The sequence below is a fragment of the Chryseobacterium sp. JV274 genome (assembly GCF_903969135.1).
GTDB lineage: Bacteria > Bacteroidota > Bacteroidia > Flavobacteriales > Weeksellaceae > Chryseobacterium.
On record NZ_LR824569.1, the window covers coordinates 697,208 to 711,527 of the forward strand.

The 14,320-nt window shown below is 35.5% G+C and carries 15 protein-coding genes; 4 read left to right on the forward strand and 11 right to left on the reverse strand.

The genetic code is table 11. The features are described from left to right. The first annotated feature begins 145 nt into the window (after window positions 1–145). On the forward strand, window positions 146–460 hold the full coding sequence (locus CHRYMOREF3P_RS03240; RefSeq protein ID WP_047385794.1) for a DUF4286 family protein: 315 nt from the start codon (window positions 146–148) through the stop codon (window positions 458–460). A gap of 42 nt (window positions 461–502) precedes the next feature. On the opposite strand, the gene CHRYMOREF3P_RS03245 is transcribed toward CHRYMOREF3P_RS03240, so the two are convergent. From CHRYMOREF3P_RS03245 to CHRYMOREF3P_RS03260, 4 genes are all read right to left on the reverse strand, one after another. Next, window positions 503–724, reverse strand: a complete 222-nt coding sequence (locus tag CHRYMOREF3P_RS03245; protein WP_175627249.1) for a hypothetical protein — start codon at window positions 722–724, stop codon at window positions 503–505. Window positions 725–836: 112 nt separating this feature from the next. Further along, window positions 837–1,016 carry a quinol oxidase subunit 4 gene (locus CHRYMOREF3P_RS03250; RefSeq protein WP_077417025.1) on the reverse strand — a complete coding sequence of 60 codons (180 nt, stop codon included), beginning with the start codon at window positions 1,014–1,016 and terminating at the stop codon, window positions 837–839. A gap of 148 nt (window positions 1,017–1,164) precedes the next feature. Next, window positions 1,165–1,656, reverse strand: a complete 492-nt coding sequence (locus CHRYMOREF3P_RS03255; protein WP_180563851.1) for a GNAT family N-acetyltransferase — start codon at window positions 1,654–1,656, stop codon at window positions 1,165–1,167. Window positions 1,657–1,661: 5 nt separating this feature from the next. Beyond that, window positions 1,662–2,174, reverse strand: a complete 513-nt coding sequence (locus CHRYMOREF3P_RS03260) for a DUF421 domain-containing protein (RefSeq protein WP_077417022.1) — start codon at window positions 2,172–2,174, stop codon at window positions 1,662–1,664. Window positions 2,175–2,294: 120 nt separating this feature from the next. Here CHRYMOREF3P_RS03260 and CHRYMOREF3P_RS03265 point away from each other — a divergent pair, with 120 nt between their 5' ends. Beyond that, on the forward strand, window positions 2,295–2,837 hold the full coding sequence (locus CHRYMOREF3P_RS03265; RefSeq protein ID WP_180563852.1) for a DUF3828 domain-containing protein: 543 nt from the start codon (window positions 2,295–2,297) through the stop codon (window positions 2,835–2,837). Window positions 2,838–2,871: 34 nt separating this feature from the next. On the opposite strand, the gene CHRYMOREF3P_RS24380 is transcribed toward CHRYMOREF3P_RS03265, so the two are convergent. The 6 genes from CHRYMOREF3P_RS24380 to CHRYMOREF3P_RS03290 form a co-directional block, all read right to left on the reverse strand. Further along, window positions 2,872–3,006 carry a bacteriocin-like protein gene (locus CHRYMOREF3P_RS24380; RefSeq protein WP_077417018.1) on the reverse strand — a complete coding sequence of 45 codons (135 nt, stop codon included), beginning with the start codon at window positions 3,004–3,006 and terminating at the stop codon, window positions 2,872–2,874. A 114-nt stretch (window positions 3,007–3,120) separates the two neighbouring features. Beyond that, on the reverse strand, window positions 3,121–3,525 hold the full coding sequence (locus tag CHRYMOREF3P_RS03270) for a hypothetical protein (protein ID WP_077417016.1): 405 nt from the start codon (window positions 3,523–3,525) through the stop codon (window positions 3,121–3,123). Window positions 3,526–3,839: 314 nt separating this feature from the next. Continuing rightward, complete coding sequence (uvrA, locus tag CHRYMOREF3P_RS03275) at window positions 3,840–6,671, reverse strand: excinuclease ABC subunit UvrA (RefSeq protein WP_077417014.1); 2,832 nt, start codon at window positions 6,669–6,671, stop codon at window positions 3,840–3,842. Between the two features lie 317 nt (window positions 6,672–6,988). Then, window positions 6,989–8,872 carry a type VI secretion system baseplate subunit TssF gene (locus CHRYMOREF3P_RS03280; RefSeq protein ID WP_077417012.1) on the reverse strand — a complete coding sequence of 628 codons (1,884 nt, stop codon included), beginning with the start codon at window positions 8,870–8,872 and terminating at the stop codon, window positions 6,989–6,991. A 24-nt stretch (window positions 8,873–8,896) separates the two neighbouring features. Then, on the reverse strand, window positions 8,897–9,337 hold the full coding sequence (locus tag CHRYMOREF3P_RS03285; RefSeq protein WP_047374475.1) for a GPW/gp25 family protein: 441 nt from the start codon (window positions 9,335–9,337) through the stop codon (window positions 8,897–8,899). A gap of 158 nt (window positions 9,338–9,495) precedes the next feature. After that, complete coding sequence (locus CHRYMOREF3P_RS03290; RefSeq protein WP_077417010.1) at window positions 9,496–10,908, reverse strand: APC family permease; 1,413 nt, start codon at window positions 10,906–10,908, stop codon at window positions 9,496–9,498. A gap of 142 nt (window positions 10,909–11,050) precedes the next feature. On the opposite strand from CHRYMOREF3P_RS03290, the gene CHRYMOREF3P_RS03295 reads away from it, so the two are divergent. Further along, window positions 11,051–11,551 (forward strand): DUF4920 domain-containing protein, encoded by a 501-nt coding sequence (locus CHRYMOREF3P_RS03295; RefSeq protein WP_077417008.1) that lies wholly within the window; start codon window positions 11,051–11,053, stop codon window positions 11,549–11,551. A gap of 156 nt (window positions 11,552–11,707) precedes the next feature. Here the strand turns inward: CHRYMOREF3P_RS03295 and CHRYMOREF3P_RS03300 are convergent, their stop codons facing one another. Next, on the reverse strand, window positions 11,708–12,817 hold the full coding sequence (locus tag CHRYMOREF3P_RS03300) for a M14 family zinc carboxypeptidase (RefSeq protein ID WP_180563853.1): 1,110 nt from the start codon (window positions 12,815–12,817) through the stop codon (window positions 11,708–11,710). 946 nt (window positions 12,818–13,763) lie between these two features. Here CHRYMOREF3P_RS03300 and CHRYMOREF3P_RS03305 point away from each other — a divergent pair. After that, window positions 13,764–14,300, forward strand: coding sequence for a helix-turn-helix transcriptional regulator (locus CHRYMOREF3P_RS03305; RefSeq protein WP_180563854.1), 537 nt, complete (start codon window positions 13,764–13,766; stop codon window positions 14,298–14,300). Window positions 14,301–14,320 lie beyond the last annotated feature (20 nt).

The following is a 14,320-nucleotide window of genomic DNA, read 5'->3' on the forward strand; positions in this document are numbered from 1 at the left end:
AATTTTATTGTAATGATATTCAAACTCTTAGCTGTAAGTCTGAAAATTATTTATTTCCAATTTTTATTAACGGGCTAATTTACGAAAAAAATGCCGATTTTTGCTGTAGAATTTATCCAAAAAAATCTTAAAAATTCATAAAAATATGAGCGTATTAAGTATAACTTTCCACTGTACGAAAGACAACCTAGAAGAATGGGAAAATTATATTGATGAAACACTGGTTTTAATGACTGAAAACCTGATGGATGTAGACAAATATATTCTTTCTGAAGTACACAGTGACTTTATTGAGGAAGGTAAAAACTACAATCTTCTGTTAATCTTTGATAATGATCAACTGAGGGAAGACTTCATTCAAAGTGAACTTCTGAATATTTCTGAAAGAATTGAGAAAAAATTTGGACAGGAAGTTATGATTTTTAATACTTTTCTGAATCCAAAAAAGTCGAGATTATAATTTATAATAAAAAAGCACTGAAAAAATCAGTGCTTTTCTTTTTTATCTGTGATGTCCATGACCACGGCCTCTGTGATGATGGCCACGATCGTCATAAATATACACTTTCTTAACCTGGCCAGGTGCATAGTATCTTGCACTTCCACCATAATATCTTTTTGCATGACCCGGCGGCATTCTTCTTCCATGAGGCTCATGCACTATGCAAGAGGACAGCATTAATAGGACCACTCCTACCCCAACAATTTTAAACATACTTTTCATTATTTTCACTTTTTCAATCTCGATAGCGAAATATATCAATGTTAATGCCAAAAGAAATTGAAATTAGGCTAATGTATGTTAAAACTGAATGCTGGTGTTCTTATTTTATAAGTTAGTAACCACTTCTCTTTTTCACCTGCCCAGGGGCATAATCTTTTGCGCTTCCACCATACACTTTTTTAGCCTGTCCCGGCGGAAGTGTCTTACCACGATGTCCATTGTCATGAACTACGCAGGATGAAAGCATAAATGCCACAATAAGTACTCCGGTAATTTTAATTATATTTTTCATTATTTCTATTTTTTCAACTTTATTATTACAAGGGTAATGCCAAATTGAAAAGTTCAAAACGTAAGGTTTAAGGTTTAAGGTTTAAGGTTTAAAGATATCGAGTTATAGTGAAGCTATCCCTAATTCATAACTCATCATTTATAATTTTTTAAATGATTTCGCTTCTTTTTTCCATCAAAACAAGATCTTTCCACTCGCCGTTGAGCTTTCCGATTTTTTTTCGGACACCTACCACTCTGAACCCATTTTTCTGATGAGACTTGACGGCCATCTCATTTTCGGAGAAGATATTGGTTTGTAATGTCCAGAATCCGTGGTCTTCGCTATCCAAAATTATCTTTTTAAGCAACACGGAACCCAATCCCTTACCCTGGTATTCGTTATCAAAATAAATGCTTACTTCTGCAACTCCTTTAAAAGACTCCCTTTTGCTCACTGGCTTCAAAGCGCACCATCCTACCACATCATTATTTTCATTTTCCAGCACCCACCGGCAGTCATTGAAATATTCCATACTCCAGGCTTCAGCTGTAGGAACTTCTGTTTCTAAAGTGGCGATTCCACCATCTACTCCTTGTCGGAAAATTTCAAGCACACGGCTTTCGTCACTGGGAAGCATTTCTCTTAATTCGTAATTCATCGTATTTAATGGTATTTTCTTTTCATTTTTCTTTTAATCCTTGAATAATGGGTCTGCTTGCTCTTTTCATCTTCAGAAACAACACTGATGTTGCCATCAACTTCCAAAACGGAAAGTTTTACATTCTGTATGTTTTCAATCCCATGTTCCCTTATAGCTTCTTCCAGTTCACTTTCTGTAATTTTCACACGATTCAGGGCTGCCAGATTAGCAATTCCATCTCTGATAAGAATTACCGGCTCATCTTCCATAAAGGTCTGAAAGGAACGGCTGGAAAACATGATCCTCTTTAAAATAAAATTAGCAACAAACAAAACCAATGCCGCAATAATTCCTCCCTGAAGAGAGGTATCAGGACCTACCATCGCATTCTGGACAGCATTTGAAATCAACAGCAGCAACACAACATCTCCCGCATTGAGCTGGGAAAGCTGATTTTTACCAAATAAACGGATAGCAATTACCATGAACAGGTAAACGCAGAGGGAACGGACAGCAACGTTAAGAATAGGATCCACAATTTTTTTATCTACTCAAATGTATTGATTTTTGTGATTCTTAAAAAATATTTTATTGACAGATTTTGGTATACATTTTGAGCCTGGGATTCTGATAAATACCGCAAAAAATTATATCAAATGAAAAAATTATTTCTCTTTTTAGGAATTTTCCTATTCCTTGTATCCTGTAAAAAGAATAAAGTTCAGTCTGCTTTATCCCAAGATACAGTTATTCATGAGAAAGTAAATGAGTTTTATACTCAGTATGGCAAATCCAATGAAGCTATTTATAATCAACCGATTCCGGATAGTTTGTTTTCCCCGGGTTTAAAAAAAGTTTTAGACGAGGCAATACATGCATCAAAAGCGGATATTGAAAAGGTAAAAAAGAGTGATCATCCTGATGAAAAGCCATTAATCTTTGAAGGGGCTATTTTTTCCAGTCTTTATGAAGGGTTTACAGGTTATAAAATCAAATCTGTCAAGATACAGGATAAAACTGCTGAAGTACTGATAGCGTTTGAATACAATTCCTCTATTCCTAAAGAAACCTGGATGGATACCGTACATCTGATCAATACAGAGAAAGGATGGAGAATAGATAATGTTACTTTTGATAAGATAGGGAATTCTAAAGATCTTAAAGCAAGATTAACAGAATTTGTTCAAAGTACAAAATAATAGAAAAGCCGCTTATAAAAGCGGCTTTATTTTTTTATGGACACTGCACGATTGGAACATCACTGCAAATTACTTTATTTGCCCATTCGCAAAACGTACAGTATTTTTTAGGTTCTCCTCCGTACACTGACTTCAAATCTGACTTCGTCAGTTTCTTTAAATTTTTCATATAGTTTTAATTTTATGGTAGCCCAAAATTAAAACCTTGCTGTGTATTGTTTATTACAACTTAATCTGATAAGTTTTCATTATTCACACTTTTTTGAATAATATGCTGTAAATACTATCTGCTGTGAATTTCTACTGTTACAGGCATTACGTAAGTGTAGGCAACCATATTTTCAGTCAGTTTATTGCGATCTACTTTATAATCAAGATCACTTAATACTGTTTCAATTTCTTTGCTTACGGTTTTGCAGTCTCCTGTGGAGTGAACATTTACAATTTTACCATTTTTTGCAATATCAAATTTCACTACTGAGTTTACTGTTCCCTGCTTGTAATCAGGATTGGTAAGGTCAAAATTAGCTTCCAGTTTATTTCTTATATCTGTAAAAGTCTCACTTCTATTCAGCTGAATAGGTTCAATGGTATTATGATTGGTAGTTTGGGCTTTGGCAGTGTTCAAAACGGCAGCAAATCCACAAACGAAAAGTGAAGCAAACAATATTTGAATTCTATTTTTCATAACTAATTGGTTTTAAATATTATACTAACCTTTTTTTGTATCTCTTACCCAAAGTTATTAAAAATAATTCATATTAATTTTACATTCAGTTAACATTTAGTTAACATTGTGGTTTAATTAATTGATTTTCAGTATAATAAATTTTAAAAATAATTGAAAATTTAATATTGGGAGACGATTTTAAGCATGAAAAAGGCTAAACCCGATGAGTTTAGCCAATATTATGGGAATTTTATTTTAAAAGTATTTCAACATTGCAACGGAAACTATTTAGATTCCTTCGGAATGACATACTGTATAATTTTTATAAATATTTACTCCAGTTCCCTCTTCAAAAACTTCCCTGTCAAGCTCTTCTTAGACTTCACAATTTCCTCTGGAGTTCCCTGTGCAACAATCTGTCCACCGTACTTACCTCCTTCTGGTCCCACATCAATAATATGGTCTGCTAATTTGATTACATCCATATTATGTTCAATAATAATGAACGAGTTTCCAAGTTCTACCAATTGGTTGATAGCATCCATCAGGATTTTTACGTCTTCAAAATGTAGTCCTGTCGTTGGTTCATCAAGAATATAAAGGGTATTTCCGGTTTGTCTTTTTGACAGTTCGGTTGCTAACTTGATACGCTGGGCTTCACCTCCTGAAAGAGTTGTTGATTGCTGTCCCAGGGTAATATACCCTAATCCTACATCCTGTAACGTTTTTACTTTTGCAAAAATCTTAGGAATCGGTTGGAAGAAATCTACCGCTTCATCAATAGTCATATCCAAAACATCAGAGATTGATTTTCCCTTGTAACGAACTTCAAGGGTTTCTCTGTTGAAACGTTTTCCGTTACAGGTTTCACAATGAACGTATACATCCGGAAGGAAATTCATTTCGATCACTTTCAATCCTCCACCCTGACAGGTTTCGCATCTTCCGCCTTTTACATTGAAAGAAAATCTTCCCGGCTTATACCCACGGATTTTACTTTCCGGAAGCTCAGCAAAAAGGTTTCTGATATCGGTAAACATTCCGGTATAGGTAGCAGGATTAGAACGTGGTGTTCTTCCGATTGGAGTTTGGTCTACATCTACAATTTTATCAATATTCTCCAGCCCTTCAATCTTTTTGTAAGGTAAAGGTTCCTGAACTGCTCTGTAGAAATGTTTGTTAAGGATTGGATATAAAGTACCATTAATCAAAGAAGATTTTCCACTTCCTGAGATTCCGGTTACTACTACCAGTTTTCCAAGAGGAACATCCAGGGTTACATTTTTAAGGTTGTTTCCTGTAGCTCCTTTTAAAACAATATTCTTACCGCTTCCCGCTCTTCTTTCTTCAGGAATTGCAATTTTTCTTTTACCATTGATATATTGAGCAGTGATGGTATCTGCTTTCAACAAATCTTTTGGTTTTCCCTGCCAAAGAATTTCTCCACCGAATTTTCCGGCTCTTGGGCCAATATCCAATACCTCATCGGCTTCAAGAATCATGTCTTTATCGTGTTCTACCACCAATACAGAGTTCCCGATGTCTCTAAGGTTTTTCAGGGAATGAATCAATCTTTCATTATCTCTCTGGTGAAGCCCGATACTTGGTTCATCAAGAATATATAAGACATTCACCAATTGAGATCCGATCTGTGTTGCCAGACGGATTCTCTGTGATTCTCCTCCCGAAAGGGTTTTTGAACTTCTGCTCAAGCTTAAATAATCCAACCCTACATCCAGCAAAAACTGAAGTCTGGTTTCGATCTCTTTTAAAATCTCGTGAGCAATGATTTTATTTTTTTCTGAGAATTTATCTTTAACATCAGCTAACCAATCTTTTAAATCTGCTAAACTTAAACCATTAACCTCAGCAATATTCTTTCCGTCAATTTTAAAACTTAAACTTGAAGGCTGAAGACGTGTCCCATGACATTCCGGACATGTTTCTTCTGTAGTGAAGTGTCTTTCCAGCAAAATAGCTTCATAAGATTCTCTTTCATCAATCATTTCCTCCATGAAAGCAATCAGCCCGTCAAAACCAATCTTTATTTTCTTGGTAATTCCCGCGTATTTAAGATCTTTATTAAATTCTTTATGACATCCGTTATAGATGTAATCCAGTGCCTCTTCAGGAATATCCTGCAAAGGCGTTGTTAACCCTAGTCCGAAAATCTCAAGAATATTTTTGATCTGTGAAAGAATCCATTTGTTTGATTTGATATCTTCCAATGGTAATAATCCTCCCTGATTGATTGATAGTTTTGGATTGTCTATGAAATAATCCGTATTTATCTTTTTGATTGTTCCCAACCCTTTACAGTTCGGGCAGCTTCCTTTCGGAGAGTTGAATGAGAAAGTATTCGGTTCCGGCAAAGCCAAAGAATGTCCTGTTTCCGCATCCATCAAGTTTTTGGAAAAGTATTCGATGTCTTTACTTCCCAATTTCTGAATTCCGATAATTCCTTCTCCCATTTCCATCGCGGTACGCAATGATTTTTCCATTCTGCCTTCTGAGGCACTCTCCCCTATAATCCAACGGTCGATAACAATATCAATATCGTGGGTTTTATAACGGTCAAGCTTTAAATCGTATTCAATATCCTGCAATTCACCATCAATTCTTGCCTGTCCGTAGCCTTTTTTAGCCATCTGTATAAAAAGTTCATGATAGTGCCCTTTTCTGGAACGCACTACCGGCGCCAAAAGCATAATTTTCTCTTTTTTATAGTTTTCTTTGATGGTTTCCAGAATCTGATCTTCCGTATAGCTTACCAGCTTTTGCCCGGTAGACAAAGAGTACGCATCCGAAACTCTTGCATACAAAAGACGAAGAAAATCGTACAGCTCGGTTACAGTTCCTACGGTAGAACGAGGGTTTTTATTGGTTGTTTTCTGCTCGATGGCGATAACGGGTGAAAGTCCTTCAATTTTATCTACATCAGGACGTTCCAATCCACCCAGAAACTGACGTGCGTAGGCAGAGAATGTTTCGATATAACGGCGCTGGCCTTCTGCAAAAATGGTGTCAAAAGCCAATGAGGATTTTCCACTCCCGGAAAGGCCTGTAATAACGACCAATTCGTTGCGTGGAATTTTAACATTAATATTTTTAAGGTTGTGTTCACGTGCTCCGTAAACTTCTATATATTCTGTTGATTTGCTCATAATTCGGGATGATTTTGCCTGAAAATCACAACGTGCAAAAATACGAAATTTTATAGACTTTTTTTGAATATAAAAGGTATAAAAATTTCATAAATTCATAGAGGTTTGTAAAGTAATGCTGCAGGGTGGTCATACAGGTTTTGGCTAAAGCCGGATGAATATATTTTTTTGTTAAACGGGCTAAAGCCCGCTTTTATTGAATATTGTGCCTCACGCTGATTTGGCTGATCCCGCAGATCTTTCAATTTAATGAAATAAGAAATGCCGTATCAACTACGGCATTTATATTTTAAACTGATTTTAATTTTATTTAAAGGTTACATATCCTGAAAATCGACATCTTCATTGTTTATTCTTACTACATATTCAATCCCGTCAATGGCTTTGGCGATGATCTGATTTCTGATAATATTGGCCATATTCTCCCAATAAGCTCTTCCATAGAAAGAATAGTTCTGCGGAATAATTTCTACCTCAACAGTTCTTACAAAACCTTCTTTGGGTTTATTGCTGATCATGGTTCCTCTTCTTACTCTCACTTCTCTTACCTCGTCTTTCAGAATCATGCGGCAATAGTTTTTGACATCTTCCAATGAAATAATTTTATCTCTTGTCGTGAGTGCATATTTATAAGCCTGAATACTGTCTGTTCCTTTCTGTTCTTCGGCACCACCTAACGTTTCGCTAAGCAATACAACAGTTTGTGACTTCAACTGATTGGAAAGTTCTGTTCCCGGACGCATATGATTGGCCAAAGTACAATGGGTAACCCAGAAAGAAGCATAGGTATGGTCGGTTTTTTCTACCGGTTCCATGATAACATAATTCAGTTCCTGTCTGATATTCCTTTTGGCATTGTTTACTTTCTGCACCATAGTTTTCATTTTATCGGACATTTCACTGAGAACTCCTTTTACGTTGTCTCTGTTCAAAAGGGAAAATGCTGCAATTTCGTCTCTTGTCAATTCAAGAACATTAGCAATCATGTCAACTGCATTTCTGCTTGTGAAGCGTTCCATTCCTCCTTTTCTTACGGTATATAAACCTTTTTTAAGATCATCTGCCGGTGTAAAAGGGATTTCGGTGTACTTTCTTCCGTCACCGTCCTGTACCTCATCTACATAAAGGAAATGTTCTCCTTCATCGGTTACCAGAGGAATATTATTTCCCATGATATCAAGACTGTATTCTGTTTTTTTCCATCCTCTGTTGTAGATTGGGAAAGCATTCAGTACAAACGAGAAGTTATCAAGGATTTCTGCTGAAAACTGCGGTGGAAATTCAAAGGTAAGCCACAAGAAACTTTTATTATCCAGAAACTTTGTAATTTCTTCCTTTCCTTCTAAGAAATCAAGATTCTGAGGAAGTTGTCCGGGTTCTGAGAACAAGCTTCGGGAAATTCCTGTTACTTCAATAAATTTATGGCGGTAAATGCTTTTAATATCGTCAATCACCTTATTTCTAATGGACTGCTCTTTGAACATCTGTTCGTAACCGTCAGTCTGGCTTTCTGCAAGATAGCTTAATCCTTCTCTTACGAATAAAGGGTTTCCATTGCTGGACACTGAAATGTACGGCAATAATTTATAGACAAAATCAAGGTGTTCAAAAGCCGGATTGGAACAGAATATACTTAGATATTTAGGAAAACTTTCACTGATATACTTGCTGACATCTACTCCTATTGTGATTTTTCTATAATCTTCGGGTCTTCCCTGGAACCTTGCAATAGGAATTTTATTAAATCTGTCATCTATGCTATAGCAGGTATTTCCTACAAACATGATAGAGGTATGAACTTTATTGATTCTTACATTTCCTACCGGAGTAAAAGGGATATTCAGCTGTTTATCGGATTCTGACTTTACTGTGGAAGTCATCTGTTTACGGAAGAAAAACTCCGTATGTTCCAATAAAACTTCCGATGAATCATAAGGCTGTGTAAAAGCCACGGAATGCGCCGGGATAGGATGTGTATAGATGGACGGTGTCAGCAGTTTTGCAAGCTTTTCCAATATACGGGCATTCACCGTCTGTATTTCATTATTCGCTTTAAAAACTTCTGTACTGAATGCATCTATCAACAGTTTTACAAAAGGATCTAAAGACTGCGGGCTTCTGAGTCCCCAAACTTTAGTTGCATTCTGAAGCATTCTTGCTTTTACAGATTCTTTGGAATAAATATTCTGATCTAAATTCATAATTTTCTTTCGCTGTTAAAAATATTAATCAATAGACATCGGGCTTAGAAACAATTCGGTTGAAAAACTGAAACGTTCTCCTGTTTCCTCCATTTTTGCATTGATGGCAATTCTTACTTTCTTTTTAATTTCGGTGTGTTCTTTAGTATCGTAGCTGTGCTCTACAAATTGTATATGGGCATCGATCTGCGGGCTTACAATTCTTGGTTCATATTCCTGGATTTGTCTTCTTAAGCTTTTCACAAAAACGTTTTCCCAGATGGCGCTTGTTACTCCGTTATCGAATTCAAGATTCCAAACATCGTTTCCATAGTTTTCATCATATCTGTTCTCCCCTTTTTTGGTGGTGATCAGCAGCATAATATTGTGAGCAATACTTTCTCCCATATCGCAGGTATCGATACTTCCGCCTTCGGTCATTAAAGTAGACGGTACGAAAGGCATTCTGTAATTTGGTGTATCCATAACTTATAGTTTTTACTTCATGGTTCCGCTTATTTAAAAACGGAATACCAAAGTACGCATTTTCACCAAATAATTGTTACAATACATTAAAATATTATTCAAAAGAAGGGCCTTCAAACTGAATTGAAAGCCCTTAATCTATAATATATTTATTTTATTTAAGCATCCGCCTTTTTTCGATTGATAAAATAATATACCGGAAGTCCCAGCAATACCAATACAAAGCCCGGCCACGTATATTGCTGTTTGTAAATTAACAGTAAAATACAGAAACATGTTCCTATGATAAGGTAAATAACAGGGGTCACCGGATAAAGCCATGTTTTATAAGGTCTTTCCAAGTCTGGCTGTTTCATTCTTAAGTAAATAACTCCAAAAACCGTAATCATATAGAACAGAACAATCACGAAAGAGATCATATCCAATAAATTCCCGTACTGTCCGCTCAGACACAAAATAGAAGCCCAGACTCCCTGCATCCATAAAGCATTTTCCGGAACTTCATTTTTATTATTTCTTACCGCTGACTTAAAAAACATTCCGTCTTTTGCCATGGTCTGAAAAACTCTCGCTCCTGCCAGAATCAATCCGTTATTACATCCAAATGTAGAGATCATTACCAATAAAGCAATGATGATAGTTCCTGCACTTCCAAAAATATTCTGTGAAGCCGCTACCGCCACCCTGTCGTTGGCCGCAAATGCAATTCCGTCTCTGTCTAATGCATTTAAGTATACATAGTTTACTGCAATATAAAGAATCATTACAGCAGAAGTCCCATAAATCATCGACTTTACAACGTTCTTTTTAGGGTTTTCAATCTCACCGGAAACAAAAGTTACACTTTCCCAGGCAACAGAGCTGAAAACAGAACCTACCATTGCGGCGGCAATTCCTCCCAGCAAAGTCATTCCTCCAATTGGTTCCCAGCCTTCTTTAATGAAATTACCACTCAAATCTTTTTTAAGATTACTAAAAGAATCTGTTCCCCAGCTGAAGTTTTCTGATAGGTGAGAAATATCTACCAATATAAAACCGGCAGCTATCAAGCCCAATAATGCAATGATTTTGGAACCTGTAAAGATGTTCTGAAGGATTTTACCACTCTCTACCCCTCTGGTATTGATATAAGTAAGCAAAACAATAACTGCAATCGCCAGAATCTGTATCCAGGTGATTTTGAATTCACCACTTTGAAAAATTGGGGCAGCATCATTAAGTGAAGGGATCAGATAGGCTGTAAATTTACCAAAAGCCATTGCTACGGCAGCAATCGTTCCGGTTTGTATTACGGTAAACAATCCCCAGCCATAAAGAAATCCCATCCTTTTACCGAAAATCTCTTTCAGGTAGGTATATTGTCCGCCGGCTTTCGGAAACAGTGCAGAAAGCTCTCCATAGCTTATTGCCGCTGCCACGGTCATCACTCCTGTGATAACCCATACCACAATCAGCCAAAAACCTGATCCCAGGTTTCGCGTCATATCAGCACTTACAATAAAGATCCCGCTTCCAATCATAGAACCCATCACCAGCATAATGGCGTCCCATAGTTTCAGTTTTTTTTGCATAGTCAAGTATAGGGGTCAAATATAATCAAATCTGTCTTTCATTTTGAATTTTATTGAAAAATCCTTGAAACAGTTGTTTTTTATCATTTTTAAATCGGTTATGATTCAATATTAATTAGTATTTTTGGGAAAAATATTAAAAATGAAATTTAAAGCTATATTATTTGCAGCCGCTGTAAGTGTTTCTACTTTAGCATTTGCACAGGAATCCGGTCCACCGGCAGGAAAAGCTTTGGTAGGTGATACTTATGGAGGCCAGGTAACTTCATCTGCCGAATCTAAAGCAATCACAGTAGATAATCTGAATAAACAGCTTAAAAAAGACAACAAAAAAGTTGAAAATGTAGCTGTTAAGGGAAAAGTAACTGATGTTTGTGATAAAAAAGGATGCTGGCTTACGATTCAGACGGAGGACAATTCTAAGTTTTTTGTAAAAATGAAAGACTATGCTTTCTTTGTACCTACCGCTTTAAAAGGTAAAAATGTAGTATTGGAAGGTAATGCAGAAAGAAAAGTAACTTCTGTGAACGAGCAGAAACATTATGCAGAAGATGCTAAGAAGCCACAAGCTGAAATTGATGCAATTACACAGCCAAAAGAAGAGATCAGGTTTGTAGCCAATGGAATTAAAGTTGTGAACTAAGCTTTAATCATTGAATAAAAATCTTAATTCTAAAAATTTCTAAGGTTTAGTTTGGCTAAAGCCGGATGAATATTTATGAAACTAAAATGGGTTAAAGCCCATTCCTATTGAATATCAAAAAAGCAAAATCGGCTGTCCTGCGGGACAGCCGATTTTTTAATCTTCAATTTTAAAATCCACCACGGAATCCAGTTTCGGATATTTAGCCGCAGAAATAAATTTCTTTCCGGTACAGTCTATTTCCAGCCAGCCTTTTCTTTTCTTTACATCTCCGGCCTCCATCACAAAAGGAATAAAAGAGATATCATCCTTCCCTTCTTCTTTGATCTCCCTGTATTGAACCGCTATATCCAGAATACAGACGTGTTCTGTGTTTAGTTTTACATTTCTATAAATAATATCATAATGGGTTTCCTGATTTTCAGGAATTTCAAGGTAAGTTTCCCAACCTGTAATATCAGAATTCAGTTCGCTTATTGCCTTCAATGCATAATAAAGAGCAATAGTATAATATTTTCTCGTTCCTTTTCTGGTGTAATCATCTATAAAGTGTCCACCTTCAAATAAGATAGTAGGCATTCCGGCTTTGATAAAATTATCTCCTGTGGAAGTAGGATAAAATTCGTCAGAATATCTTCCGATCTGGTTCGGGATCATTTCCTTCAAATGGTTATATATATTTCCGATCACTGCCATACATTTTTTTCTGTTTTCAGTAACCGTACGTTCTACATTTTCGGAAGGAGCCAAAAAGGAAAGCGTAGCAGGATGAATACCGTCAGTAGTAAAGATCGTTCTCTGCTCATGAAGGTTTAATGCATAATCATATTTCTTTGAAGCTGCTGCATTTTTCAGAAACTTAATCTCTTTACTGGCTTCATTATGAAAATCTCTGTTCAGATCAATATCGGCTGCATTTAGTCTCGTCCATCTTTCAGATCCGTCCGGATTCAGCATGAATATAAAATCAAGTTGTATTTTACTGAACAAATCCTCTTTCATTTCGGGAGCTTTATCAAGACTTACTAAAAGGTCCAGCATGGCATGAGTCGCATTGGATTCGTTTCCGTGCATTTGTGACCAGGCCAATACCTGAATCTTTCCGGTTCCTATAGTTAGCTGGTAAATAGGCTTATCTAAATAGGATGTTCCGATCTCCTGAATATAATTGCTGAGATTGGTCTGTAGGTAAGAAAATAATTTTTCAGGGGAAATATAGCGATTTGAGAAATCGGAGGTTTGAGAATAGATCTGTTCAAAATTCATTTCGGGAATAGTTTACAAAAAACAAATTTAGCCATTTTTAGGCAAAAACTTAAATTAACATTTGTGAATATTGTCAAAACACAATGATTTACATTTGTTTCATGGTTTAAAAATAATTTACAAAGTTTAAACCTTGGTAGCATTCGGCTTAAAAAAATAAGTTAACAATTGTAACATTGTTAAACAGTAGCAGATGACATATTGTCTGTTGGTAAAATTGTGGATTGCGAATAATTTAATACAATATATTTAAAATACTAAAAGTCAATACTTTATGTAATCCATCTAAACTGTATTTATAAGAATACTTGAAGTGTAGAAAAGGCTGTTTTTGGCCATTTGAGGGTTATTTTATCAAACATGAAAATTGTGGAAAACTTTGTTTCTTATCATATTATACAAATGTAAAAGGCCTTAAAATCAAAATTCTCTTCTTAATTTTAATCAATCTATGGTTTTTTGAAACAATTTAGCTGGCGATAAAAATAGTTGTTTAATAGAAATACTACTTCTCCTTAATCAAGAGCTATATTGATTGAAAACAGGGTGTTTTACATTAGTAATTTACACTTGTAGTATCTATAAAATATCTATTATATCGCTTAATACAGGCATTTATCCGTATTCATATCCCTGGAAAAAGGTTTAGGTTGATTAATGTAAATAGTAAATATCAAGAGATTTAAGGGACAAAATACCCTCTAAAAACGTATGAATTTACATTTATAAACTATAATATTGTAACCTGAATGAATCTTGATAAGTTCTATAATAGATTAATATAATCATTAAATACAATTGTAACTTATTTGTAATAGACTGGATTAAAATACATTACTATTATGTTACAAATGTATATTGGAAGTTATTTCAATTATTTACATTTGTATTTTGCATTTGTAAATTATATGAGTTACATTTGTAAAATAATTAAAGGCTTATTTTTATGAGTTTAAATGAAAGAATTTCCAAAATCATAGAGTATTCCAATCTTACTCCTTCTGAGTTTGCTGATGAGATTGATGTACAGCGTTCATCCATTTCGCATATCACATCAGGAAGAAACAAACCGTCTCTTGAATTTATCATAAAAATAAAATCCCGTTTCCCGGAGCTTCTGTGGGATTGGCTGGTTACCGGTGAAGGAGAGATGCTGAAATCCCAGCTGCCTGAAACGGAAATTCCTGAGGAATATACTGAAGAGGAAAAAATAAAAACAACGCCTCTCCCCGACTTGTTTACCATGATGAACGATGATGATGAATTCGGGAGTGCTGAAACTGAAATGGAATCTCCAAAATCAAGCCCTGGAGAATCGTTTATACCGGCCCAAGATAAAGCTCCTGAAAAAATATCAGATTCTCAGCGATTAGAAAATCCAGGAGATCAACTGTTAGGGCAAATAATTGGTAATCAGACTCATAAGATAAAGCGTATTGTTTTGTTCTATGAAAACGGAAAATTTGAAAGTTTTGAGCCTTAAAAAATAAAAAACCTGATCAA